At 63.8% G+C, this 25,815-nt stretch carries 14 protein-coding genes and 1 pseudogene; 12 read left to right on the plus strand and 3 right to left on the minus strand.

Annotated features, from left to right (window positions below; translation table 11 throughout):
* The first annotated feature begins 120 nt into the window (after window positions 1-120).
* The 11 genes and pseudogenes from galA to NDY25_RS15080 all read left to right on the plus strand — a co-directional run bounded on the left by galA (window position 121) and on the right by NDY25_RS15080 (window position 17,207).
* Complete coding sequence (galA, locus tag NDY25_RS15030) at window positions 121-3,015, plus strand: beta-galactosidase GalA (RefSeq protein WP_256627545.1); 2,895 nt, start codon at window positions 121-123, stop codon at window positions 3,013-3,015.
* A complete protein-coding gene (locus tag NDY25_RS15035) occupies window positions 3,012-5,423 on the plus strand; it encodes an alpha-N-acetylglucosaminidase (protein ID WP_168959444.1) in 2,412 nt (803 codons plus the stop codon). The genes galA and NDY25_RS15035 overlap by 4 nt, the downstream gene beginning before the upstream one ends.
* Window positions 5,424-5,544: 121 nt before the next feature.
* A pseudogene (locus tag NDY25_RS15040) lies at window positions 5,545-6,716 on the plus strand (acyltransferase family protein).
* Window positions 6,717-6,973: 257 nt separating this feature from the next.
* On the plus strand, window positions 6,974-7,696 hold the full coding sequence (locus tag NDY25_RS15045) for a GntR family transcriptional regulator (RefSeq protein WP_172839323.1): 723 nt from the start codon (window positions 6,974-6,976) through the stop codon (window positions 7,694-7,696).
* Between the two features lie 45 nt (window positions 7,697-7,741).
* Window positions 7,742-9,016: a sugar MFS transporter gene (locus tag NDY25_RS15050; RefSeq protein WP_168959446.1), complete on the plus strand. Its 1,275-nt coding sequence runs from the start codon at window positions 7,742-7,744 to the stop codon at window positions 9,014-9,016.
* A 40-nt stretch (window positions 9,017-9,056) separates the two neighbouring features.
* The gene (locus NDY25_RS15055; protein ID WP_043889880.1) at window positions 9,057-10,124 is read left to right on the plus strand and encodes a LacI family DNA-binding transcriptional regulator; all 1,068 of its coding nucleotides are present in this window, start codon (window positions 9,057-9,059) and stop codon (window positions 10,122-10,124) included.
* 5 nt (window positions 10,125-10,129) lie between these two features.
* A complete protein-coding gene (locus NDY25_RS15060) occupies window positions 10,130-11,158 on the plus strand; it encodes an SIS domain-containing protein (RefSeq protein WP_168959447.1) in 1,029 nt (342 codons plus the stop codon).
* A gap of 2 nt (window positions 11,159-11,160) precedes the next feature.
* Complete coding sequence (nagA, locus tag NDY25_RS15065; RefSeq protein WP_168959448.1) at window positions 11,161-12,315, plus strand: N-acetylglucosamine-6-phosphate deacetylase; 1,155 nt, start codon at window positions 11,161-11,163, stop codon at window positions 12,313-12,315.
* A gap of 217 nt (window positions 12,316-12,532) precedes the next feature.
* Complete coding sequence (locus NDY25_RS15070; RefSeq protein ID WP_256627546.1) at window positions 12,533-12,844, plus strand: hypothetical protein; 312 nt, start codon at window positions 12,533-12,535, stop codon at window positions 12,842-12,844.
* Entirely contained in the window at window positions 12,831-13,910 is a 1,080-nt protein-coding gene (locus tag NDY25_RS15075; RefSeq protein WP_256627547.1) for a S41 family peptidase, read from the plus strand. Before NDY25_RS15070 ends, NDY25_RS15075 begins: the two co-directional genes overlap by 14 nt.
* A 633-nt stretch (window positions 13,911-14,543) precedes the next feature.
* Window positions 14,544-17,207 (plus strand): TonB-dependent receptor, encoded by a 2,664-nt coding sequence (locus NDY25_RS15080; protein WP_233366595.1) that lies wholly within the window; start codon window positions 14,544-14,546, stop codon window positions 17,205-17,207.
* Between the two features lie 259 nt (window positions 17,208-17,466).
* On the opposite strand, the gene NDY25_RS15085 is transcribed toward NDY25_RS15080, so the two are convergent.
* Together NDY25_RS15085 and NDY25_RS15090 are read right to left on the minus strand one after the other, a co-directional pair.
* On the minus strand, window positions 17,467-18,705 hold the full coding sequence (locus NDY25_RS15085; protein ID WP_168959449.1) for a multifunctional CCA addition/repair protein: 1,239 nt from the start codon (window positions 18,703-18,705) through the stop codon (window positions 17,467-17,469).
* A 720-nt stretch (window positions 18,706-19,425) separates the two neighbouring features.
* Window positions 19,426-21,399, minus strand: a complete 1,974-nt coding sequence (locus tag NDY25_RS15090; RefSeq protein WP_168959450.1) for a transglycosylase SLT domain-containing protein — start codon at window positions 21,397-21,399, stop codon at window positions 19,426-19,428.
* Window positions 21,400-21,669: 270 nt separating this feature from the next.
* On the opposite strand from NDY25_RS15090, the gene NDY25_RS15095 reads away from it, so the two are divergent.
* Window positions 21,670-24,549, plus strand: coding sequence for a TonB-dependent receptor (locus tag NDY25_RS15095; RefSeq protein WP_168959451.1), 2,880 nt, complete (start codon window positions 21,670-21,672; stop codon window positions 24,547-24,549).
* A 494-nt stretch (window positions 24,550-25,043) separates the two neighbouring features.
* On the opposite strand, the gene NDY25_RS15100 is transcribed toward NDY25_RS15095, so the two are convergent.
* Window positions 25,044-25,807 (minus strand): IS5 family transposase gene (locus NDY25_RS15100; protein ID WP_095574585.1). Its coding sequence is split into 2 segments (ribosomal slippage): window positions 25,044-25,492 and window positions 25,492-25,807, totalling 765 coding nucleotides; the frame shifts between segments, so codons are not numbered across the junction.
* Window positions 25,808-25,815: the final 8 nt, after the last annotated feature.

Raw genomic sequence — 25,815 nt, forward strand, 5'->3', positions numbered from 1 at the left:
CAGCACGCATTGAATGCAATGCTGCAGCTGTTGTGGAAGCGCAGTTCAAAGATGCTGCGGGTGTTGCTGCTGCGCGTCGTTCGCAGGGCATGTACGCAATGCTGTTGATCGGGCACTGCCATGCGCAGGCGTGACTTCCTCGCCGGCAGCGTCTGCGCCTCCTCGTTGCTTGGTGTGCCGACGTTGACTCCCGGCATGGCGAGCGCTGCAACTGCACGCGCTGGTGTTACCGGTAAGCCGCGTCCTACTCCGCCGCCATCGGTCAAAGATGGCAGTGGCCAATGGCTGGATCTGGATGAGGGCTGGCGGTTCCATGCCGGCGATCTGCCGTTCCCGCGTCTGCTTGCGCAGGACGAGACCTACGACAACGCCAAGGCGGGCCGGGCCTGGGGTGCGGCGGCGCCGGACTTCGACGACACCGGCTGGCGGCAGCTGCAATTGCCGCACGATTTTGTGGTGGAGCAGGCAGTGCGCGCCGACGCCAATATCGCGCAAGGCTATCGCCCGCGCGGTATCGCCTGGTACCGGCGCACGCTGCGGTTGGAAGACTCCGCGCGCGGCCAGGCGGTGGAGCTGCGTCTGGACGGCATCGCCAGCCATGCCACCGTGTGGGTCAACGGCATGCTGATGGCACGTAGCTGGAGCGGCTACAACGGGTTGGTGATCGACCTCACGCCGGTCGCGCGCTACGGTAACGCCTTGAACAGCATCGCCATCCGCGTCGATGCCGAAGCGATGGACGGTTGGTGGTACGAAGGCGGCGGCATCTACCGGCACACCTGGCTGGTGCTGCGTACGCCGTTGCATGTTGCTGGCGATGGCCTGGCAGTGGTGCCGCGCGAAGGCCCGGGCGATGTCTGGCAGGTGCCGGTGCAGCTGGAGCTTGTCAACAGCGATGAGCAGCCTGCCGAGGCCTGGGTAGATGTCGAACTACGCGATGCACGTGGTGTTGTGGTGGCGCATGGCGAGACGCAATTACGCGTCGCTGCATTCGGTACTGCGCAAGCAGAAGTGAGCGTATCGGTCGCGCAGCCACAGCGCTGGAGCGTGGACACGCCGGCGCTGTATCGCGTGGTGGCCAGCGTGCGCGGCGAAGACGGCCGCAGCGATCATGCCGAGTGCGAGATCGGTTTTCGCAGCCTGCGCTTCGATGCCGACCACGGCTTTTTTCTCAATGGCCGCGCGCTCAAGATCAAGGGCGTGTGCCTGCATCAGGACCATGCCGGCGTTGGTGTGGCGCTGCCCGATGCCTTGCATGCGTTTCGCCTGCGTCGCCTGAAATCGATGGGCTGCAATGCCATCCGCCTGCATCACGCGGTGGCGCCGGAGTTGCTGCAGGCCTGCGACCGGCTCGGCATGCTGGTGATGGCCGAGAACCGCTTGTTCAACCCCGCACCCGAGTACGTGGCGCTGTTGCAAACGATGGTGCGGCGCCAGCGCAACCATCCCAGCGTATTCCTGTGGTCGCTGCTCAACGAAGAGCCGCTGCAGGGCACCGCCACCGGCTACGCCATCATGGCGCGCGCCGCCAGCGCCGTGCGTGCGCTCGACGACACCCGCCCGATCACTGCCGGCATGAACGATGGCATGTTCGCCACCCGCGGCGCGGCCGATGTGGTGGACGTGCTGGGCTTCAACTATCGCCAGTACAACTACGACCGCGTGCATGCCGCGCGCCCGCGCACGCCGATGTTGTCCAGCGAAGACACCAGTGCCTTTCAGACCCGCGGCGCGTGGTTCACCGACATGGACGCACACGTGGTGGCCGAAGACGACAGCCTGGCCGCCGACTGGGGCAATACCCATCGCCGCGCCTGGCAGCTGATTGCCGAACGCCCATTCGTCGCCGGCAGTTTCGTGTGGACAGGGTTCGATTATCGCGGCGAACCCACGCCGTTCGAATGGCCGTCGGTGGGCTCGTTCTTCGGCATCATGGACCAGTGCGGATTTCCCAAGGGAGCCTACTGGTTGCGCCGCGCGTTGTGGATCGACGATGCGCCGGTGCTGCATCTGTTGCCGCACTGGAACTGGCCGGGCCGCGAAGGCCAGCCGATCAAGGTGATGGCGTTCTGCAATGCCGCGCAGGTGGAGTTGTGGCTCAACGGCCGCTCGCTCGGCAAACAGGCGGTGGATCGCGCGCAGATGAATCAATGGCAGGTGCAGTACGCGCCGGGCGTCCTCGAAGCGGTGGCCTGGCGCGATGGCCGCGAGGTGGCGCGCACGCGCGTGGAAACCACTGGCGCAGCGGTCGCGCTACGACTCACGCCCGACCGCCCCCAGCTACGCGGCGATGGCCGCGACGCGCAGCCGGTGACGCTGGAAGCGGTGGATGCGCAAGGCCGCCACGTGCCCGATTGCACTGCAACGCTGACACTGCAGATCAGCGGCGGCCGGCTGCTGGGCGTGGGCAATGGCGACCCGAATGCGCACGCACCCGATCAGGCCACGCAAGTGGCCCTGTTCAACGGGCTGGCGCAGGCCATCGTGCAGGCAGGCCGCGGTGCCGGCGTACTACGCCTGCAGGCGCGTGCATCAGCACTGCAAGATGCGGTGGCCGAGATCGCCTGCACGGCGGTGCCGCTACCAGCGGCTGTGGCAGTGGCCGCGCCGGTGATGGTGGTCGAAAGCTGGCGCCACACTGCCGCCTTCGCGCAGCCACCGGCACCGGATCTGTCGCGCCGCCCCAATGACAACAACAGCTGGAGCAACACGCTACCCGGCACGCTGGAAACCGCACCCGAACGCGCCGGCTACGTGCTGTACCGCACCCAGTTCACGCCGTGGCAAGGCGTGCAGACCCACGGCGGCGTGCTCGATCTGGGCCGCCTCAGCGGCCCGGCGCAGGTATTTCTGGATGGTCGCGCAGTGACGCAAGCGGCAGCCGGCGCGCCGATCAAACTGACGCTTGCGCCCGCAACCGGTGTGCGCACGCTGGCGGTGATCATGCAGGTCGACGCTGATCAGCCGTTTGGATTCCACGACGTTGTTACCGTGCATTATCGGAACTCGCCATGATCGCTTTATCGTTTTCACCCTCGTCGCATACGCGCCTGTTCGCTGGTGCAGTGCTGAGCGCGTTGCTCGCCATTCCAGTCAGCGTGCTGGCCGCACCGCCCGCACAGGCGGTGGTGCAACGTTTGATCGGCACACGTGCCGCACAGTTCGAGATGACGATGGCGCCACGCGGCAACGGTGCGGACTGGTATCGCATCGATGCCGGTGGCGACACGGTGCGCATTGCCGGTTCCTCGCAAGTGGCATTGGCGCGTGGCGCCTACGCCTATCTGGGCCAGGCCGGTGCGGCCTCGATGAGCTGGGAAGGCGACCGCGTGGCGCTGCCGGCGCAATGGCCGGCCTACAGCAGCGGCCAGGTGCGCACGCCGTTTGCCCATCGCGCCTATCTCAACACCTGCACCTACGGCTACACAACGCCGTTCTGGGACTGGCCGCGCTGGCAGCGCGAGATCGACTGGATGGCGTTGCACGGCATCGATATGCCGCTGGCGATGGAAGGCCAGGAAGCAATCTGGCAAGCGCTGTGGCGCGAGTTCGATGTGGGCGATGCTGCGTTGGCGGAGTATTTCTCCGGCCCGGCGTTCACCCCGTGGCAGCGCATGGGCAATATCGAAGGTTATCGCGCGCCGTTGCCGCAACAGTGGATCGACAGCAAGCGCGTGCTGCAGACGCAGATCCTGAAGCGCATGCGCGAGCTCGGCATGCAACCGGTGCTGCCGGCATTTGCCGGCTACGTACCCAAGGCATTCGCGCAGGCACATCCGAACGCGCGCATCTACCGCATGCGCGCCTGGGAGGGTTTTCACGAAACCTACTGGCTGGATCCGCGCGATCCGTTTTTCGCCAAGGTTGCGCGCCGATTCCTGGAGCTGTACACGCAAACCTACGGCGCAGGCGAGTTCTATCTGGCCGATGCCTACAACGAAATGCTGCCGCCAGTGGCCGACGATGGCAGCGACGTGGCCGCGGCAAAGTACGGCGACAGCATCGCCAATTCCGATGCTGCGCGCGCCAAGGCAGTGCCGCCAGCGCAACGCGATGCGCGCCTGGCCGAATACGGTCAGGCCTTGTATCGCTCCATCGCACAAGTGAATCCGCAGGCCACGTGGGTGATGCAGGGCTGGTTGTTCGGTGCCGACCGCGACTTCTGGCAACCGCAGGCGATCGCCGCGTTTCTGGGCAAGGTACCCGACGCGCGGCTGATGGTGCTGGACATCGGTAATGACCGCTATCCGGGCACATGGAAGGCCTCGCAAGCCTTCGACAACAAACAATGGATCTACGGCTACGTGCACAACTACGGCGCCAGCAATCCGCTGTACGGCGACTTTGCATTTTATCGGCAGGATCTGCAGGCCTTGCTGGCCGACCCGGACAAACGCAATCTGCGCGGTTTCGGCGTGTTTCCCGAAGGCTTGCACAGCAACTCGGTGGTCTACGAGTACCTCTACGCGCTGGCCTGGGAAGGCCCGCAGCAGTCCTGGTCGCAGTGGCTCACGCAGTACACGCGCGCCCGCTACGGTCGTAGCGATGCGGCATTGCTGCAGGCCTGGTCGGATCTGGAAGCGGGCATCTACCAGACCCGCTATTGGTCGCCGCGCTGGTGGAACAAGCGTGCCGGCGCGTATCTGCTATTCAAGCGACCGACTGCAGACATTGTGGGCTTCGACGACCGCCCCGGCGATCCGCAACGCCTGCGCCGCGCCATCGACGCGCTACTGCAGCAAGCCGACCGTTACGCCGACGCGCCGCTGTACCGCTACGACCTGATCGAAGACGCGCGGCATTACCTCAGCCTGCACGCCGACCGCCAACTGCAGGCGGTGGTGCAGGCGTACGGCGCCGGCGACTTCGCACGCGGCGATGCGCTGTTGGCGCGCACGACGCGATTGGTGCAAGGACTCGATGCACTGGTCGGCGGCCAACACGAAACCCTCGCCGACTGGACCGGCCAGGCGGCCGCTGCCGCGGGCGACGATGCCGCATTGCGTCGCGTGTATGTCGGCAACGCGCGTGCGCAGGTCAGCGTCTGGGGCGGCGACGGCAATCTTGCCGATTACGCGTCCAAGGCGTGGCAAGGCATGTACGCGGAGTTCTATCTGCAGCGCTGGACGCGCTTTCTGAGCGCCTACCGGGCTGCGCGCAAGGCGGGCACGCCGTTCGACGAAGCGGCCTTCAACACAAAGCTTGCAGCGTGGGAGCGCCAATGGGCGGAGCAGGGCAGCGTGCCGAAGCGTCAGCCACCACGCGACCCACTGACCTCGCTGCGTACATTGCTGGCACAGGTGGATGCGCAAGACGATGTGCAGAGTGCTCTGCAAGGCGAGTTGCAAGGCGAGGTGCAAGGAATTGCGCACGGCGCCATGCACGGCACCACGCACGGAACTGTGCAAGGCGACGCCCAATGAGCGGATCCGTCTTGCGCTTCGTCTGCATGCATGACCGTTGCAGCGGCGATGCAATCACGCAAGCTATCGGCATCAAACGCCCACCTCGTACCCACCTGCAGTACCGTAGCAAGGAACTGCAATGAGCGAACAAACACCCGCTGCTGCAGCGATCACTGCATCGCCAACACCAACACCAAAGCGCGAACGCTTTCTATCGCTGGACGTCTTCCGCGGCCTGACCATCTTCCTGATGATCCTGGTCAACACCGCCGGGCCGGGTGCGCAGGCGTATGCGCAGCTGACCCATGCGGCCTGGTTCGGCTTCACGCTTGCCGATCTGGTGTTTCCTTCGTTCCTGTTCGCAGTGGGCAGCGCGATGAGCTTCGCGCTGGCGACAGACACGCCGCATCGGCCGTTTCTCGGTCGCGTGGGCAAGCGCGCTGCGCTGATTTTTCTATGCGGCGTGCTGATGTACTGGTTTCCATTCTTCCATCTGCAGCCCGGTGGGGGATGGGCATTTACCGCGATCGATCAACTCCGCTTGACCGGCGTGCTGCAGCGCATCGGCTTGTGCTATCTGCTTGCCGCGTTGCTGGTGCGCTATCTGCCGCCACGCGGCATCGCGCCGGCCTGCGTGGCGCTGCTGCTGGGCTACTGGGCGGTGTTGTACGTCTTCGGCCAGCCCGGCGCCGAGTTGAGCAAGACCGGCAACGCCGGCACCCGGCTGGATCTGTGGCTGTACGGGCGCGCGCACCTGTATCGCAAAGACAACGGCTTCGACCCGGAAGGTCTGCTCGGCACGCTGCCGGCCACGGTCAACGTGCTGGCCGGCTATCTGACCGGGCGCTTCCTGCAGCGCCGCGGCAAGACCGCTGCGGCCACGCGCACGCTGTTGCTGGCCGGCGTGGGCTTGGTGCTGCTCGCGCTGCTCTGGAACCCCGCCTGGCCGCTGTCGAAAAAGCTCTGGAGCGGGTCATTCGTCGCCTGCACCGTGGGCCTGGATCTGCTGGCCCTGGGCGTGCTGGTCTACCTGCTGGAGCTGCGCGGCTGGATCGGCGGCAGCGGTTTTTCACCGTGCTGGGGCGCAACCCGCTGGCGATCTATCTGTTCTCCGAATTGTTCGTGGTGGTGCTGCGCCTGCTCCCGGCCGGCAGCTCCGGCCAGGACCTGTACGCCTGGGCAGGTATCCGCGTCTTCCAGACCATCGCGCCGGGGCCGCTCGGCTCGCTGCTCTGCGCGCTGAGTTACACGCTGCTGTGCTGGGGCGTGGGCTGGTGGATGGACCAGCGGCGCTGGTACCTGCGGTTGTGAGGCCACGGCGCGTCAAGTGATGGTATGGCTGCCGATGCTTGCAGGTTGTCGCCGCCAGGTCCTGCCAGCGCCGGCCGCCGCGTGACGCGCGGAACCTTGCGATTCGCAGGTCAGTGCGAGCTGTCGCCGGGATCGGCACCGCACAGATGCGCCGCAGCCAAATTGGTACTATATTGGACCTAACGAATCCAAGTCGGTCCGGAGGACAAGCAATGGCCAAACCCAAGGCGGCACCCCGGAACGACACCGATCCCCGGGTGGACGATCTGGCGTTGGACGCGTCCGCGCCGACCCCGTTGTACCTGCAACTGGCCGGCAAGCTCACCGACGCCATCCGCGGCGGTGAGTGGAAGGCCGGCGAGGCGCTGCCGGCCGAGCGCCAGCTGTGCGAGCGTCTGCAGATTTCGCGGGTGACCCTGCGCCAGGCGGTGGACGTGCTGGTCGAACAAGGCCTGGTCTCGCGCCGTCAGGGCGCCGGCACCTTCGTCACCGCGCAGATCCAGCATCAGCTCAGCGGCCTGACCAGTTTCAGCGAGACGCTGCGCATCAAGGGTTACGAGCCGGGCACGCGCTGGCTGGAGCGGCGCCTGCGCCCGGCGCATGGCGAAGAAATCCTGCGGCTCGGTCTGTCGCCGGATGCGGCAGTGGCCTCGCTGACGCGTCTGCGCAGCGCCGACGACCGCGTCATGGCCTACGAGCACGCGGTGCTGCCGCAACGCATCGTCGCCGACCCGCAGCAGATCGGCGATTCGCTCTACAGCTATCTGGATGCGCAAGGCACGCCGGTGGTGCGCGCGTTGCAGTATTTCCGCGCGATCAATCTGCCCGCGCGCCTGGCCGAACATCTGCGCATGAAGACCGGCGAGGCGATCCTGCATGTGGTGCGCGTGGGCTATGCCCGCGATGGCAGCGCAATCGAATTGACCGACACCTATTGCCACAACGACTTCTACGATTTCGTCGCCGAACTGCGCCGCTGATTCCAGCCGGCGTCCCCCAACGACAACCTCAGAGCCAGCCGATCCATGACTACTGCCAGGCCCGCAAATCCCGTTGTCTCGATCGCCATCGTCGGCGTGCTGTTTTTCATCATCGGCTTTTTCACCTGGATCAACGGGCCGCTGATCACCTTCGTGCGCTTGGCGTTCGACCTCAACGAGGTCAACGCGTTTCTGGTGCTGATGGTGTTCTACCTGTCGTATTTCTTCCTGGCGCTACCGGCGTCGTGGATACTCAAACGCACCGGCATGAAGAAAGGCCTGGCGCTGAGCCTGGTGGTGATGGCGGTGGGCGCGGCCGGCTTTGGCCAGTTCGCCACCCAGCGCTGGTATCCGGGTGCGTTGGCCGGCCTGTTCGTGATCGGTAGCGGCCTGGCGCTGCTGCAGACGGCGATCAACCCGTACATCAGCATCCTCGGCCCGATCGAGAGCGCGGCCCGGCGTATCGCGCTGATGGGCATCTGCAACAAGATTGCCGGCATCCTGGCGCCGATCCTGATCGGCTCGCTGGTGTTGCACGGCATCGGCGATCTGTCCGAGCAGGTGGCCAGTGCCAATGCCGCGACCAAGGAAACCTTGCTCACTGCGTTCGCCGCCAAGATTCACGCACCGTACCTGGTGATGTCCGGCGTACTGTTGCTGTTGGCCATCGGCGTATTGTTCTCGCCGTTGCCAGAACTCAAGGCCTCCGAGGCCAATGCAACGCCCGGCGCGGCCGGCGTGCAGAAATCCAGCATCTTCCAGTTTCCGCATCTGTGGCTGGGCGTGTTGTGCCTGTTCGTGTACGTGGGCGTGGAAGTGATGGCCGGCGATGCGATCGGCACCTACGGTCACGGCTTCAATCTGCCGTTGGACAGCACCAAACTGTTCACCTCCTACACGCTGGGTGCGATGCTGGTGGGCTATATCGCCGGCCTGGTGCTGATTCCGCGCGTGATCTCGCAGGCACGCTACCTGAGCGTGTCGGCGGTGCTGGGTGTGCTGTTCTCGCTCGGTGCATTGCTCACCCACGGCTATGTGTCGGTGGGCTTCGTTGCCGCGCTGGGCTTTGCCAACGCGATGATGTGGCCGGCGATCTTCCCGCTGGCCATTCGCGGGCTCGGTCGCTTTACCGAAATCGGTTCGGCACTGCTGGTCATGGGCATTGCCGGTGGCGCGATCATTCCGCAGCTGTTCGCCATTCTCAAACAGCACTACGACTTCCAGGTCGTGTTCGCTGCGCTGATGGTGCCGTGCTATCTGTACATCCTGTTCTATTCGCTGCGCGGTCATCGCGTGGGCCTGCCGGCCCAGGCCAAGTGAACGCGCCAGCATGATGCGTTCCGACGAACAAGGTACCTCCATGCGCAGGCCCACCATCAAAGATGTCGCCGAGCGCGCCAAGGTCTCGTTGAAGACCGTGTCGCGCGTGATCAACAACGAGCCATCGGTGATGCAGGCCACGCGCGCGCGCGTGCTGCGCGCCATCGCCGATCTCGATTACGAACCCGATCCGTCCGCACGCAATCTGCGCAGCGGTACGCCGTTCGTGATCGGTCTGGTCTACGACAACCCCAACCCGTATCACATCATCGCCATTCAAAATGGCGTGCTCGCCGCGTGCCGCGAAACCGGCTTCGGTCTGCAGATCCATCCCTGTGATTCCACCTCGCCGTTGCTTGCCGAAGAATTGGCCGAATGGGTGCAACGCTCGCGTCTGGCCGGCGTGGTGCTGACCGCACCGATGTCAGAGCGCCCCGAGCTAATGGCCGGGCTGGCCGCGCGCGGTATCAAGAGCGTGCGCATCATCGCCGCTACCGATGACCCCGGCGATGGCCCGTGTGTGTACATCGACGACCGCGCTGCGGCGTATGAGATCACCGAACATCTGGTCCAGCTCGGCCATCAACGCATCGGCTTTTTGTGGGGCGGCCCGCAGCATCGCTCCAGCGGCGAGCGCTACGCCGGCTACGAGGCCGCGCTGAAGGATTACGGCATCACGCTGGACAAGCATCTGGTGATTCCCGGCGACTACACCTTTGACGATGGCTTCCGTGGCGCACGCCGGCTGTTGTCGCTGCGCGAACCGCCCACCGCCATCTTCGGCAGCAACGACGAAATCGCCGCCGGCGTGCTGGCAGCGGCCAAATCCACCGGCATGAACGTGCCGTATCAACTCTCGATCGCCGGCTTCGAAGACAGCCCGTTTTCGCGCCAGTCTTGGCCGGCATTGACCACCGCCAAGCAGGCCACCGACGACATCGCGCGGCATGCCGCACGCCTGTTGATCAGCCAGCTGCGCAGCGATGCCTACGACGACCAGCCCGCGCAATTGCAAAACCGCGGCTTCGTGCCGCAACTGGTCGTGCGCGGTTCCACTGCACCGGCGCAACCGCCGGCCGCCAAATCCTCTCCCACCGAATCCGTCTGAGCCCGATGAGCCTTCCCCTCGAAACCGATACCTTGATGTTCCGCGAGGCGGCGCAGACCGCCGACGTGGTCGCCGCACAGTTCGCCCGCAACGCCGACACCATCGCCGCACTTGCGCAATCGCTGCGCGACACACCGCCGCCGTTCGTGGTGACCTGCGCGCGCGGCAGCTCCGATCACGCAGCGACCTACGCCAAGTACCTGTTCGAAACCCAGCTTGGCATCGTCACTGCCTCGGCATCACCGTCGGTGGGTTCGGTTTATGCAGCGCCGCTGCAATTGCGCGGCGCGCTGTACATCGTGATTTCGCAATCGGGCAAGAGCCCGGACCTGCTGCGTAATGCCGAGGCCGCAAAGGCTGCCGGCGCGCGCGTGGTCGCCCTGGTCAACGTGGAAGATTCGCCGCTGGCGCAGTTGGCCGAGGTGGTGATTCCGCTGGGCGCAGGCCCGGAAAAGAGCGTGGCCGCCACCAAGAGCTATCTGGCTTCGCTGGCCGCTGTGCTGCACCTGGGCGCGGTGTGGAAGAACGACGCCGCATTGTTGGCCGCGCTGGATGCATTGCCGCAGCAGTTGCGCAACGCCTGGCAGGCCGACTGGTCCGCACTCACTGCCGGCCTGGTGCCCGCACACAACCTGTTCGTGCTCGGTCGCGGCCTGGGCCTGGGCGCGGCGCAGGAAGCGGCCCTGAAGTTCAAGGAAACCTGCGGCCTGCACGCCGAAGCGTATAGCTCGGCCGAGGTCAAACACGGCCCGATGGCGCTGGTGGGGCCGGGCTTCCCGGTGCTGGTGTTTGCCCAGCCGGACGAAACCGGTGCCGGTACGCGTGCACTCGCCGCCGAGTTCCGCGCGCGTGGCGCACAGGTGTGGCTGGCCGCGCCCGATGGCGACCTGCCGCTGGCCGATGCCGCACATCCGGCCAGCGCACCGCTGCTGACCGTGCAAAGTTTCTATCGCGCGATCAATGCGCTCGCACTCCAGCGTGGCCACAATCCCGATTTGCCGCCGCATTTGAACAAGGTTACGGAAACGGTTTGAACATGGATGCTTCCCCGATTCAAGCGTTGTGCAATGCACGCGTGCTCACCGACGACGGCCTGCAGGATGGGCTGGTTGTCTTGCTGGCGGGCACGCAGATACAGGCGGTCGTGGCGGCCGACGATGCGCGTGTTGCGCAGGCGCACACACGTGTGGATCTGGGTGGCGCCACCTTGTTGCCGGGCTTTATCGACATCCAGGTCAACGGCGGCGGCGGCGTGTTGTTCAACAACGCGCGCGACCCGCAGGCACTGGCCACGATCGCTGCGGCGCATCGCCGCTTCGGCACCACCGGCATGTTGCCCACGCTGATCAGCGACACCGCCGAGGTGATGGCCGAGGCGATCGAAGCCACGCGTCAGGCGATCGCGCAAGGCGTGCCCGGTGTGCTCGGCATCCATCTGGAAGGCCCATACCTGAGCCCGGCCCGCAAGGGCACGCACGACGCGCACAAGTTCCGCCTGCCGGACGCGCACGAGATTGCGGTCGACACCTCGCTGGACAACGGCGTCACCCTGATAACGCTCGCACCCGAGCGCGTGCCGTTGGACGACATCCGCGCCTTCGTCGCCGGCGGCGCAATCGTGTTCGCCGGCCACACCGCAGCGACGTACGAGCAGGCGCACGCCGGCATTGCCGCCGGCGTCAGCGGCTTCACCCATCTGTACAACGCGATGTCGCAACTGGCCGGGCGCGAACCCAGTGCTGTGGGCGCCGCGTTGGAAGACCCCAACGTGTGGTGCGGCGTCATCGTCGACGGCGTGCACGTGCACCCTGCCAGCCTGCGCGTCGCGTTGGCGGCCAAGCCGCGCGGCAAGCTGTTGCTGGTCACCGACGCCATGCCGATGGTCGGTGCCGACAGCCCCAGCTTCGATCTGTATGGCGAGACCATCACCGCCGTGGACGGTGTGGTGCGCAATGCCGACGGCGCACTGGCCGGCTCCGCGCTGGACATGGCAACGGCAGTGCGCAACAGCGTGCAATGGCTGGGCGTGGACCTGGCCGAAGCCGCGCGCATGGCGTCCACGTATCCCGCGCAGTGCATCGGCCTGGGCGATCGCCTCGGTCGGATCGCGCCGGGCTATCAAGCCGATCTGGTGCTGGTGGATGCGGATGTGCAGGTGTTGGCGACCTGGGTGGCCGGGCAGCGCGGGTAGGCGGATCGGTCAGGCCGAATACGCTAGCCAAGCGGGATCGACGACCGCGCGACGCGGTATGTGCTGTCCGACTACCGCGGTTGTTGCGCGCGATCTACAGCCACGTTGCCCCTAGTCGCCACGTTCGCGGGTTGGATGTCGCAGCTCGCATACGGCCTTACAGCACATGCAATGGCTGCTAAAGTTGCGTCTGACCTCAGGTTGCGACGATTGACGGATGAAAAACGCACGGATGCGATGGTGGCTGATGCTGAGTCTGTTGTGCAGTGTGCATGCGATGGCAGCGATTCCAAACTGGTACGCGGCTGCCGGTGGTACTGATTACCAACTGACTGCGGTGCAAGGCGACGTGCAGTCTGGTGAAGGTGCGCAATTGCGTCTGACCGCAGTTGCCGCGCGTACTGCACCGTTCGGTGCTGCCTCCGCACAATTGGACGCTGTTTTTGCGCGGCCAGTCGTTGTTGTTGTCCGGTGTATTGGCAACCTCAAACGCATCGCAGGGTGCCACGCTATGGATGCGCGCCGATGACGCGCATGGCAAACGCCTGGCGTTCGAAAGCTCACAGATCGATCCGGTCGGCGGTACGACGCGCGCAAGCCGCTCCATTGCGCTGCAGGTACCGATGGATGCGCAGAAGGTGTTTATCGGTGTTGTGCTGCGAGGCGATGGAGCGCTGGACGTAAGCCAGTTGCGGCTGACTGCAAAGCCGCTGGCCGATGCCGCATCGGCCAGCGCGATCCTGGATATCGCCATCCCCGCGATCCGGGAGCACGCGCTGCACAGCGCCCGCATCGACTGGACCACGCGTGAGCCGCAGCTGCGTGCACAGGCCGCAAACATGCGCGAGGTGGACGCCTATGTCGCCATTGATGCATTGGTCGCCCAGCTCGATGACGGCCATAGTTTCCTGATGCGTCCTTCCAGGCGACGTAACGTGGAAGCTGTCGCACAGCGCGAGCCGCCCGCCATGCAGGCGCGTCTGCTGTCATCCGGCATTGCCTACATCGACGTCCCCGGCCTGATGGCATCCTCCAGACAAGTCAGCAGTGCTTACGAGACATCGCTCGCGACGGCGCTGGATCAAGTCGCCGTGCAGGCCAGTTGTGGCTGGCTTGTCGATTTACGCCACAACACGGGCGGCACGATGTGGCCAATGATCAACGGGCTGCATGCGCTACTGGGCAATGTAGCGCTCGGTAGCTTTGTCGATGCAGCAGGCAAGCAATCGCCATGGCGGGCACGGTCAACGCCGCGCTCGACTAGCTCGCCCGACGGCCTGCAAACAAATCGCCCGGTCGCCGTCTTGATCGGTCCAAGGACCGCAAGTGCGGGTGAGATGGTTGCGATCTCCTTCCGTGGCCGTGCGAACACGCGCAGCTTCGGTCAGCCAAGCGCCGGCCAGACCACCGGTAATCGCTCGGTGGAACTGCCTGGCGGCGGTGTCCTTGCGATTGCCGCCAGCTCTACGCAGGATCGCAACGGGCATCGCATCGATGGCCGGCTACAACCGGATGTCTTGCTCGACCCGCAGATCGAAGCGACCGAGGCGGCAGCACGCTGGTTGCGTACGCAGGGCTGCGCGCCGTCGAAGTAATCGCTTGTTGGTGAGCGCCTTGTGGGCTGCATTGGCCGCTGTTGTAACTCAAAGAAGTTTGCGTATGAAGTCGTGCGGTACTTGATGCAACTTACGAGATTTGCTTCATCGGTGTTGCTGCATCTACATGTGCATGTGCTCGCAACAATTCTTCAAGCGTAATTGGAATGCCTTAGTAGCGAACATCCCGCACAAACGCGCAGCACATCCAAGCATGCAAAACACTTTGCATCGCAACATCTGCGTGCGCAGCCTTATGCCATCAGGTCTCCATGCGCAGTGGTCTGCACGGACCACGAAGAGAATGCGATGACGATCACGCCGTCATTCCGTTATCTGCGTTGAATTCGACGAATTACACATAAATCAAGCTGTTTGTGTCGTTGAGTTGACAGCGCGGCTTGCGGGAGGCACCTTCGTTGATAACGTTGTCAACGAACAGGAGCACACTCCGAATTCATGCAGACGTTGCCGCCGATGATGCATCGGTCTGGCGCCTTGACCCGCACGCCACGAGGCAGTGCGGGACGCTGCTCGCATCCGGCACAGGGGACGGAGTGCGGGCATGGCACGCGCATCGCGCGTTCTTGCGCAACTCACCGGTTGCGACGTATCAGCCTAGAGGTCCACGCAATGGTGTATCCCCGTGTGTTCGAGTTGTCCGGTCATTTCCTGTGTCATGCGCGTGCACCGCGTCGTTCGCCACTGAGCGCAGCGGTCCGTGGTTTGCTGTTGGGTGGCGCGGCTTTTGCCAGCACTGCGGCACTTCCCGCATTCGCGCAGGAACAGCCTGCACCCGCCCAGCAACAGGCACCCGCGCAAACCAATCCATCGGTCTCCACCTTGGATGAAATCAAGGTGGTGGGCTATCAGGCCAGTCTCGGCAAGGCGCTCAACGTCAAGCGCAATGCCGATGCGATCGTCGATGCGATCAGCGCCGAAGACATCGGTAAATTTCCCGATACCAACGTCGCCGAATCGCTGTCGCGGCTCTCCGGCATCACCGTGGACCGGCAATTCGGCGAAGGCGAAAAAGTCAGCATCCTCGGCACCGATCCTGCGCTCAATCGCGTGCTGCTCAATGGCCAGACCATTGCCTCCACCAGTTGGGGCGGCGACCCCAACGATCCGGATAGCCGCTCGTTCAACTACAGCACCCTGGCGCCGGAAGTGGTCGGCTTGATGGAGGTCTACAAGACCCCGGAAGCGCGTATCGACGAAGGCTCCATCGGCGGCACCGTGATCGTGCACACGCGCAAACCGCTGGATCTCGAGCGCAATACGCTGACCGGCACGGTGAGCTACGGCTATAACGATCGCTCCGAAGACCCCAAGCCGAACGTATCGGCGTTGTACAGCTGGAAAAACCAGGATGAAACCCTGGGTGTGCTCACCTCGGTGATGCATTCGCAGCGCGTGTTGCGCCGCGATGGTGTGGAAATTTTCGGCTACGACAACGTGGAAGGCGCAGGGTTTCCGCCGGGTGTGGTGGGCAATAACACCGGTGTGTTTCCGACCTCGATCAACACGGCCTTGTTTCAGCAGACGCGCAAGCGCGATGGTGTCAGCGCCGCATTGCAATGGAAGCCGGATGCCGACTTCGAGCTCAATCTGACCGGTTTGTACGTCAAGGAAAGTTTCGACAACTACAACCAGAGCCGCTACGGCTACTGGGGCTCCAACCCGGGCGATGCGCAGGCGCTGGGCTTCGAAAACGGCGTGGCCACCTCGGGTACGTTCGGCGATCAATCCACCACGTTCCTGGATGGTTATCTGCGCAACAGCGATGTCACCACTGGCAGCATCCACTTGCGTGCCGACTGGCATGGCGATGGCTGGAATGCGTCGAGCCAGGTTGGCTACACCAGCTCGCAAGGTGGTGCCGAGCGCATCTACGGCATCCAGTTCCGCAATCTTGCCGGCTACAGCTACAACATCGACGGGCGTCGTACTGCGATGGACTACAGCACCGACCCCACCAACGCGGCGGCGATGCAACTCAACAATGCATCGGCCAGCCACAGCCCGCAGTACGACAAAGAGCGCTATCTGCAGCTGGACTTCGATCATGCAGTGGAGTGGGGGCCATTCACGCAGATTCTGACCGGCATCAAGCTCACCAATCACGCCACCGGGCAATCGGCGTACAGCCGTACTTGGACGCCGAACGATGGCAGCACGCTCGCTGCATTCTCGCCGGGCATCACGCCGTCGGGCTATCTGGATGGCATATCCACCAGTGCCGATATGCAGCAGTGGTCGACGATCAACAGCGGCGCGATCAGCCAGTACATCAGCGGGCTGGAAGGCGATGACGGGCTGCCGATCAGCTACGCCGGCAACTACAGCATCGAAGAGCAGAACCGTGCGTGGTTCCTGCAAGCCAATTTTTCTGGCGAGCGCTATCGCGGCAACATCGGCGTACGGTATGTGCATACGCGCGATTCCACCGACGGTTTTAGCTATGCGCCGGGCGGCGGCTACACGCCGGTCAACTTCCTCAACAGTTATGGCAAGTGGCTGCCGGCCTTCAATATCGCCTACGACCTGCGCGACGATTTGATGGTGCGCTTTGCCGCCTCCAAGGTGATCGCGCGGCCGCGCTACACCAACATGACCCCGTACGTGGCCACCGACGACACCACGCTCACCGCATCCACCGGCAATCCTGGTCTGAGCCCGTACGAGTCGACCAATCTGGGCGCATCGCTGGAGTGGTATTTCTCCGACAGCAGCCTACTCAGCAGCGAATTCTTCTCACGCGATATCTCCAACTACATCCTGACCACGGTGGAAGACCGGGTGTTCTTCAACAACGCCACCGGTGGTTCAAGCACGTATCAGACCTCCGTGCCGACCAATGCCGGCGATGCCAAGGTGCGTGGCGTGGCGCTCAACCTGCAGCACAACTTCGGCAATGGATTCGGCGTGGTGGCCAACTACACCTATTCCGATTCCAAGACCGACGGCGATTACAGCCTGCCGTACAACTCGCGCAACGCCTACAACATCAGCCCGTACTACGAGCAGGGCAAATGGAGCGCGCGGGTGAATCTGGGCTGGCGCTCGGAGTACTTCACCCAGATCGGCCGGCTCAACGGCCAGCAGATGACCGATGCCTTCACCCAGGTGGATGCATCGTTCGGATACCAGGCCACCGAGCGCCTGCGCGTGGCGCTGGAAGCCACCAATCTGCTGGACGAAACCTACTTCAGCTACATCGGCAACAAGAACCAGCCGTACTACATCTACAAGAACGGCCGTTCTTTCATGTTGAGTCTGAATTTCAAGCTGTAGAGCGCACGGTGTGGGGGAGGTGCGCACGGGCGCGTGGCCGGCATCGATGCTCATGCCACTGCGCGCCCGGTGTGCTTCCTGCAAATACTGCGCTTCTTCGCGTCGCGCAGAGCGTTGCGCCTGGCGATTCATGCGTCTCACGCGGTGCAATCAGCCGCGTAGGAGCGCACCTGGGCGCGACGTGGCTTTCACGACTGATGCTGGCCTAGCTCACCGATCCGCCGGCACAGCGCCGCTCCCCTCAATAAGCGACTGCTTCTCACTCCAAGCGCTTTAAAACGCGTACAGCCGCAATCGCGGCAATCCGTGCCTTCGCCAATGCCTCACCAATCTGCGGGCCTTGCAAACCTTCTGCAGCCAGGTCGCGTGCGTTGATTGCGAGCGCAGCGGCATGCAAGCGCTTGAGTTCTTCGCCCTGCGGATAGGCTGCGTTTTCGCTGCCCAGTCGGCCACGCTTGTCGGCTTCGCAGACCAGGGCGAGCTGTGCGACGCGCTCGGGGCGGCGGAAGGCATCGCAGCGCATCAGCAGTTCGTGCACGGTGCGGTCGCGCAGTTCGGGCAGGCGATGCACGTTCAAGTGTTCGCGGCAGGCGGTGACGGCAAGCTGGCGATAGTCCTGCGGCACCTTGAGGCGTTCGCACAGTGCTTGCAGCGGGGCGACGCCGCGTTGCTCGTGCATGATGTGGCGTGGCCATTCGTCGGGTGGTGTGAGTGCTTTGCCCAGATCGTGGGTGAGCGCGGCAAAGCCCACCAGCGCATCGCCCGGCGCTAGCCGCGCGGCCATGTCGCTGACCATTTCCTGGTGGATGCCGGTATCCACTTCAGGATGAAACTCGGCGCGTTGCGGTACGCCGTACAGCGCGTCGATTTCCGGCAGGATGACGCGCAGTGCGTCGGTGTCGTGCAGGGCGCGCAAAAATGCGGAGGGCTGCGCGCTTGCCAGTACGCGACGCAACTCCTGCCACACGCGTTCGGGCACCAGGCTGTCGAGTTCGCCGCTGGCGGCCATCTCGCGCATCAATGCAGCGGTCTCTGGCGCGATAGTGAAACCCAACGGTGCCAGTCGCGCCATGAAGCGCGCTGCGCGCAAGACGCGCACGGGATCTTCGACGAACGCCGGGCCTACATGACGCAGCACGCGCGCTTGCAGATCGCGCGCGCCGCCGTAGGGATCGAATAGCTCGCCAGTGTCTTCGTCGCGTGCGATCGCATTGATGGTGAAGTCGCGGCGCAGCAGGTCTTCTTCGAGCGTCACCGACGGGTCGGCATCCACCACGAAGCCACGATAGCCGCGCCCGGACTTGCGCTCGGTACGCGCCAACGCATATTCCTCACCGCTACGCGGATGCAGGAATACCGGGAAATCCTTCCCCACCGGTTTGAAGCCCAGGCTTTCCATCTGCGCCTGATCGGCACCGACCACGACCCAGTCGCGGTCGCCAGCAGGCTGACCAAGCAGGGCATCGCGGACTGCGCCGCCAACGAGATAGATCTTCATCGCCATATGATGCCCGATGCGGTGCGCGAGTCGAAACACCACGCATCGAGTGCTGACGGATTTCTGGCCAGAGTTCGGGGATAGCCAAGGGGCGCCAACATGCAAAATCTCTGCGTCTGGCGACGATTTGTCAGGGCGGATAGTTCAGTCGTCAAGCAGAGAGCGGCTGATCTGCGGTTTGGTTGCAGGGCCCTTGCCCGCCCACCATCGCGGGACACGCCGCAAGTACGTCCATGTAGGCTCTTACGCGGCATCCATGCCGCGTAAGGTCCCGCGACGGTGGGCGGGCAAGGACAAGTTGAGATGGTCGGTGTGCGAGATGCAAGCAGTGCATGACGTGTGTCATCTAGGTAATGGCGCGCCCAATCAGCTTCCAAAACAAGCAGAGGAATAAGCGGGCTTTTAACAAAGCAACCTGCAAACTTCCTGGTGCGGTGTCCTCGCCGATTGCGGGACCGTGTGGCGGCATGGATGCCGCCACCGAGCCTCCAGGGACGGATTCACGGCGTGTCCCGCGAGCGGCGAGGGCACCGCGCGCTCGACGGACTAAGCTTTTGACTGCACCTAACTTATGCAACGACCCTCGGTTGCCTTGAAGCGTTAGAGGATGTTGATACAACAGTCGTCAGCGAAGATTGTCTGATTTGCACCTTGGCCGCAGCGCAAAGACCCAAGCACGACTACCTCGTACGGCAGCCGTGCTCGTCGGCTAACTGGAGCTCAATCCTGCGCCGCGTTGTTGGCGGTCTGGCCCGGCGTGCACACCGGCTTCAAGCGCTTGTCCACCAGTTTGCCCATCAGCCGGTCGCTCAACGGCAGCATGTCGCCGTTGAGTTGCCAGTCGTAGATCACGCTGAAGGCCAACACACGCGCCACGTACTCGCGGGTTTCCTTGTAGCTGATGGTCTCTATCCAGAAGTCCGGCTCGAAGTTGGGCCGTTGCGATTGCCAGCGCCCGGTCGGCCCGGGGCCGGCGTTGTAGGCGGCGATGGTGAGGTAGGGCAGGCCGTAGGTGTTGAGCAACTGACGCAAATAGGCGGTGCCGATGGCGATGTTGGTGTCCGGCTCGTACAGGCTGGTGGCACCTGCGTAACCGGGCAAGGCGATGCCCTTTGCCACGGCGGCGCCGGTGCCCGGCAATACCTGCATCAGGCCCATTGCGTTGGCAGGCGAGCGGGCGCGTGGATTGAAAATGCTTTCGGCACGAATTTCTGCTGCCACCCAGGCCGGATCGATCGCGTTCTTGGCGGCTTCGCGGCGGATGCTGTCGTCGTGATGCAGCGGAAAGCGCAATGCATACAGCCGTTGTTCGTCCGGCTGCTTGCCGAGCGCGAACACCGCGCGATCGAACCAGCCGTTCTCGCTGGCCACTTTCACGGCCAGACGGCGTTGGGTGTCGTCGAAGCGGGTGGCGGCATCGTTCCACTCGGCCACCGCCCAACCGGGGCGGTCGATCTGGAACAACGCAATCGCGCGGATCAATGCCGGGTCACGCGCAACCGCGGCCTTGGCCTGCGGATTGTCCTTGGGCTCCCACGGACACAGCCGATAGGGCTGCTGCAGACGATCGGCGGCCAGAAAGCCGTGGAAGGTCGGCGATTGCGCGGCCGCACGATACAGCGGCTGTGCGGCCGCGGCAGCGCCGGTCTTCTCGGCCAGGCGCGCTTCGAAATACTGCCAGCGCGAGTCGCTGCGCTGGGTGGCGGACATCTTGCGGATCGCCGCCAATGCAGCCGGCCAGTCGCCACGCGACATCGCCTCACGCGCGCGCCATTCGTGCAGGCGTTCGTCGTACGAGGCATCGGGCACTGCGTTGAGGCGGCGCGCCGAATCCGGCAAGTACGAGGCCACTGTCCACAGCGCGATCTGGTACAGCACCTGGCCGCGCTGCGCCTCGCTAAAGCCGAGTGCGGTAGCCAGTTGCGGCAGCTGTTGCTCGGCCGCGTCCGGGTCGCTCTTGGCCAACTTGGCCAGCCCATCGACAGCGATGCCACGGCTGCGTTCGGTCTTGGGCCAACCCAGTGCACGCGGGTGCACCTTGTCCAGAAACGCGGCGTAATCGGTGGCTAACGCCAGATCGGCCACCGGCAGGCCGCGTGCGGCGGTGCGCATCACCGCAGGCAGTTGTGCATCGGCCGCCGCTTCCACGCGTTCCCAGCGCAATGCCGGGGTGAGATCCCCGCGCGACTCCAGCCCGGCAACGACCGGATCGCAGGCATCCGGCAGCGCCTTGCCGTTGCGCCATAGCGTGAGCGCATCGCGGCTCCATTGTGCATCGGCCTTGCCGGTGGCCTGACGCGCAGTGAGCTGTGCGCAGCGCAGGCCGAGGTTGTCGGTGGATTTCCAATTGGCCAGCAGCGTGGTCCAGTCCTGGCGACGCGCTACGGCCGGCAGCCAAGTGCTACGGAAGCTCTCCGCCACCGGTTGGCCCGCATAGCGCTGCAGAAACCCCTGCGCCTGCGCATTGGAAACGCTGTCGATGCTGCGCTTGAGCGTGGCGAATTCCAGCCAGCCATACAGCGGATGGCGACTCAAAGCACTGAGTTGACCGGCGTCGGATTGACCGCGCTCTGCAGCGGCGATGGCATCGCGCATGGCGGTGAGTTGCGGGTCCAGGCTTTGGGCATGCAGCGCAGTGCTGCCAAGGCACAGCAGGCCGACGAAAACAGTGGCGAGACGGGGGGCATAAGTCATTGCGCGATGATACCGAAGCACGCATGAGCGCTTGAGTGAATGCGCGTTGCAGCGCTGCGAACGCGCAGATCTCGGCGTGCAGGCGTAGCGCGTGAGGGCACGCGCAATTGCACGCTCGCGTTCAGGTGTTACGCCATGGCAACCACTGCGGCCTGCTGCGCAGTGCTGCACTGCCAGCTTGCGGCGCGTTAAGGTTTCGTTTAAAAGTTGGGGCGGACCGCAGGGCACGGGGGCGTGCGGATACTTGAAATCCTTCTGGAGAGAGAACGGATGAAGCGTCTGATTGCCCCTCATCGGTCATGCCTGGCCGTGCAGTTGTCGTTGTGTCTGATTCCCACACTCGCCTGGGCGCAACAGCCCGAGGCCGCCCCGAGTACGCGCACGCTCGACAGCGTGCAGGTCACCGGCACGCGCATCAAGACCGCCGAATTGCAGGGCCAGGTGCCGATCCAGACGCTCAATCGCGCCGACATCGAACGCACCGGCCTGACCTCGATCGGCGAGGTGCTGCAGGAACTCACCGCGTCCGGCTCGGCGCTCAATGCCAAGTTCAATTCGTCCGGCAACTTCGGCTTTCCGCCGGACGGCGGTGGTGTGGGTGCGGGCTCGGCGCAGGTGGATCTGCGCCATCTCGGGTCCAAGCGCGTGCTGGTGCTGGTGGATGGCATTCGCTGGGTCAACGAATCTTCGGCCTCCGGCGTGGGGTCGTCGACCGATCTCAACACCATTCCGCTGGCGATCGTGGAGCGCATCGAGGTGCTCGAAGACGGCGCTTCGTCGCTGTACGGTTCGGATGCGATTGCCGGCGTGGTCAACATCATCACCCGGCGCAGCTTCGACGGTGCGCAGGTCACGCTCAACTACGGGCAGTACGGCAAGGGCGATGGCGCCAATCAGGGTATGGACCTGGCCTGGGGCACCAGCGGCGAGGATTTCAGCCTGTTTCTGGGTGCCAGCTACGTCAAGCAGGACCCGATCTATGCACGCGACCGCGCGCAGGCCCGCTTTCCGATTCCGGGCACCGGGCTGACCTTCGCCAGCTCGGCAACGCCAGATGGGCGCTTCCAGTTCGTCGACCCCAACACCGGTGTGCGTCAGAACCTCACGCCCAATGCCGGTGTCGGCACGCCGCAATACGATGGCAGTGCGGGGTGTACACGCAGCGACGATTACCACTGTTTCGGCACCGCAGACCGCTACAACTTTGCCGAGCAGAATCTGTTGCTGACACCGTCCGAGCGCAAGGGTGTATTTGCGCAGTTTCGCTATTACTTCAACGACGATGTGCAGTGGTATGTCAAAGCGTTGGGCAATAGGCGCGAGTCGACCAACCAGGCCGCACCCGAGCCGATCTTTCTCGGCCCCGATGCAGGCACCGGCAATCCGCTGGCCGACAACATCGTGATTTCGGCGCTGAATCCGTTCAATCCATTCGGCTTTGAGTTGAACTCGGCTACCAACCTGATCCAGATCGGCCGCCGCCCGGTGGAAGGCGGGGCGCGTCGGTTCGAGCAGCAGGTCGATACGCAATACTTCGGCACCGGTCTGGTGGGCACCTTCGAAGGCGCGGCGCGCACGTGGTTCTGGGACGTCAACGGCATGTACAGCAAGAACAAGGCCGAGCAGACCAACTACGGCAGCTACAACCTGTTCAACATCAATCTGGGGTTGGGCGACCCGGCCGCGTGTGCGGCAGTGGCCGGCTGCGTGCCATTGGATATCTTCAGCGGCGCCGGCAGCATCACGCCAGAGATGTTGCGCTGGATCCAGCCGGTGGTGCGCGACCGCAGCCAGAACGAATTGAGCCTGTTCACCGCCAACCTCAGCAGCGAGTTGTTCCAGTTGCCCGGCGGTGCGGTGTCGTTCGCCACCGGCTACGAGTACCGCAAGTACGAGGGTTCGTATCAGCCCGATCCGCTCACCGTGGCCGGCCGCTACAACGGTGTGCCATCGCTGCCGACCTCGGGCAGTTACGACGTCAATGAAGCCTATCTCGAACTCAACGTCCCGATCTTCGCCAATTCGTCGTTGGGCGACAAACTCGATTTGAATATTGCCGGCCGCTATTCGGATTACTCCACCTTTGGCGGCGAGTTCACGCCAAAATACGGCCTGCGCTGGCAAGTCACCGACGAGTTGGTGCTGCGCACCAGTTATGCAGAAGGCTTCCGTGCGCCGACCATCGGTGAGTTGTTCGGTTCGGCGGCGCGCGCCGACCTGCAGTTGTCCGATCCATGTTCGATCGGGTTGGGCGGCACCGCGCCGCGCGGCAGTGCTGCCAACTGCGCTACGCTCGGTGCGCCGGTGGGCTATCAACAGGCCAATCAGCAGATCTCGGTCACCACGGGGGGCAACGAGCAGTTGGATCCTGAGCGCTCGCGCAGTTTCAGTGCCGGCTTCGTGTTTAGCCCGGGCTTTGCGAGCAATGCCAGTTGGTCGGATCGCCTCGATCTGGAGATGACGTTCTATCGCCATCATGTGGATGGGGCGATTCAGGCGATCAATGCGCAGACGCAGCTGGATCTGTGCGTGGATACGTTGGATGCGCTGTACTGCAACGGCATCACGCGTGCATCCACCGGGGGCATCAATGCGTTCAATAATCGGTTGACCAATCTGGGTTCGATCAAGACCGACGGTTGGGATGTGGATCTGTTCTGGACGCTGCCGGAAACCGGCTTGGGCCGCTTCAAGTTGTCGTGGCAGAACACCTTCGTGGGCCGTTACGAGGCGCTCGGTGCAGTAGGGCAACGGCAGCCGCAAGGTCCAGGCATCGAGGTGGTGGATAGCGCGATTCCCGAGTGGACCAGCAACGCGGTGTTGGATTGGTCGTTGGGCAATTGGACGGCATCATGGACGGCGCGCCACATTTCCAAACTCACCGAGCAATGCGGCGATGCGGTGGAATTTGCGGTGTGTTCCGATCCTGCCGTGGGCACCAATCGGCTAGATGCGATCACCTATCACGATGCGCAGGTGGGTTATCGCGTCGATTGGCTCAAGGGTCTGCAACTGACGGCTGGCTTGAACAACGTGTTCGACAAGGATCCGCCGCTCTGCCTGTCGTGCTCACTCAATGGCTATGACGCGTCCACTTACGACATTCCCGGTGGGCGCTTCTGGTATGCACGTGTGGATTTGAAGTTTTAGTCCATCAGGTCGGGTCGGTCGTAAAGCGGAGAGCGGGTGATCTGCGGCTTGGCTGTGGGGCCCTTGCCCGCCCACCATCGCGGGACACGCCGCAAGTACGTCCGTGTAGGCTCTTACGCGGCATCCATGCCGCGTAAGGTCCCGCGATGGTGGGCGGGCAAGGACCAGTCGAGATGGTCGGTGCGCATGGTTGCAAGCAAGGCATGGTGTGTTGTTTGGATAACGCCGCGGCCGATCAGCTTCGCAACGCAAAACGCAACGCGATCAACAGGTAGGCCTTCATCAAACTACCGACCAACTTTCTGGTGCGGTGTCCTCACCGATTGCGGGACCGTGTGGCGGCATGGATGCCGCCACCGAGCCTACATGGACGTACTTGCGGCGTGTCCCGCGAGCGGTGAGGGCACCGCGCCCTCGACTACCCAGGTTCACGGCCGCCGCAGTTACCAGTTCACCTTGCGAGCAGGTTGAATCGCGGCCTTTACTAGGGCCTGTTAACACATCCGAAGCCCATCAACGACTAGGACGAAGCTGAGGAATCCAAGGAACATGACATCCAGCTTCTCGAAGCGCGAGAAAATCCGGCGGTAGCCTTTCAAGCGACGGAACAGTCTCTCCACTTCGTTACGCCGCTTGTACATCTCCCGGTTGTATTCCCAAGGCTCGACCCGATTGGATTTCGGCGGGACCACCGGCACGAAGCCAAGATCGAGCGCCAACTGGCGGGTTTCGTTGCCTTCGTAAGCACGGTCCATCAACAAATGAATCGGCCGCTCCACTGGCCCCAGGTGTTCAAGCAACGCGCGGCCTGCAGGTGCGTCATGCACGTTGCCAGGCGTCAATCCAAAGGTGATGGCTGTTCGAGCATCTGCGGCAACCATATGAATCTTGGTGTTCCATCCACCGCGAGACTTGCCGACGGCCTGCGGGCCGTTTTTTTTAATGCACCCGTGCCATCGGGATGGACCTTGACGCTGGTGGAGTCCAGCGAGACTGCTTCGATCTTGATGCGCACGATCTGGGACTTCTGCAATTGGGCGAACATCCGGTCCAGCACACCCGCCTTGGCCCAACGGTTCATGCGTGTGTAGACCGTATGCCAGTTGCCAAAGCGCTTGGGTAGGCCGCGCCATTTGCAGCCATGCTCGGCAACGTAAAGGATGGCGTTGACCACTTGCAGGTTGGTCATGCTGACATTGCCGCGCTGCGCCGGCAGGCAGTGTTCGATCAGAGAAAATTGTGCTGGCGTGATCTCCATGCCCAATA

This window comes from Xanthomonas hortorum pv. pelargonii, from assembly GCF_024499015.1.
Taxonomy (GTDB): domain Bacteria; phylum Pseudomonadota; class Gammaproteobacteria; order Xanthomonadales; family Xanthomonadaceae; genus Xanthomonas; species Xanthomonas hortorum_B.

Excerpts from the sequence above, each read along its gene's own strand:
- galA (WP_256627545.1), top strand. The coding sequence starts at position 121 with ATGCGCAGGCGTGACTTCCTCGCCGGCAGCGTCTGCGCCTCCTCGTTG.
- NDY25_RS15035 (WP_168959444.1), top strand. The coding sequence starts at position 3,012 with ATGATCGCTTTATCGTTTTCACCCTCGTCGCATACGCGCCTGTTCGCT.
- NDY25_RS15050 (WP_168959446.1), top strand. The coding sequence starts at position 7,742 with ATGACTACTGCCAGGCCCGCAAATCCCGTTGTCTCGATCGCCATCGTC.
- NDY25_RS15055 (WP_043889880.1), top strand. The coding sequence starts at position 9,057 with ATGCGCAGGCCCACCATCAAAGATGTCGCCGAGCGCGCCAAGGTCTCG.
- NDY25_RS15060 (WP_168959447.1), top strand. The coding sequence starts at position 10,130 with ATGAGCCTTCCCCTCGAAACCGATACCTTGATGTTCCGCGAGGCGGCG.
- nagA (WP_168959448.1), top strand. The coding sequence starts at position 11,161 with ATGGATGCTTCCCCGATTCAAGCGTTGTGCAATGCACGCGTGCTCACC.
- NDY25_RS15070 (WP_256627546.1), top strand. The coding sequence starts at position 12,533 with ATGAAAAACGCACGGATGCGATGGTGGCTGATGCTGAGTCTGTTGTGC.
- NDY25_RS15075 (WP_256627547.1), top strand. The coding sequence starts at position 12,831 with ATGCGCGCCGATGACGCGCATGGCAAACGCCTGGCGTTCGAAAGCTCA.
- NDY25_RS15080 (WP_233366595.1), top strand. The coding sequence starts at position 14,544 with ATGGTGTATCCCCGTGTGTTCGAGTTGTCCGGTCATTTCCTGTGTCAT.
- NDY25_RS15085 (WP_168959449.1), bottom strand. The coding sequence starts at position 18,705 with ATGAAGATCTATCTCGTTGGCGGCGCAGTCCGCGATGCCCTGCTTGGT.
- NDY25_RS15090 (WP_168959450.1), bottom strand. The coding sequence starts at position 21,399 with ATGACTTATGCCCCCCGTCTCGCCACTGTTTTCGTCGGCCTGCTGTGC.
- NDY25_RS15095 (WP_168959451.1), top strand. The coding sequence starts at position 21,670 with ATGAAGCGTCTGATTGCCCCTCATCGGTCATGCCTGGCCGTGCAGTTG.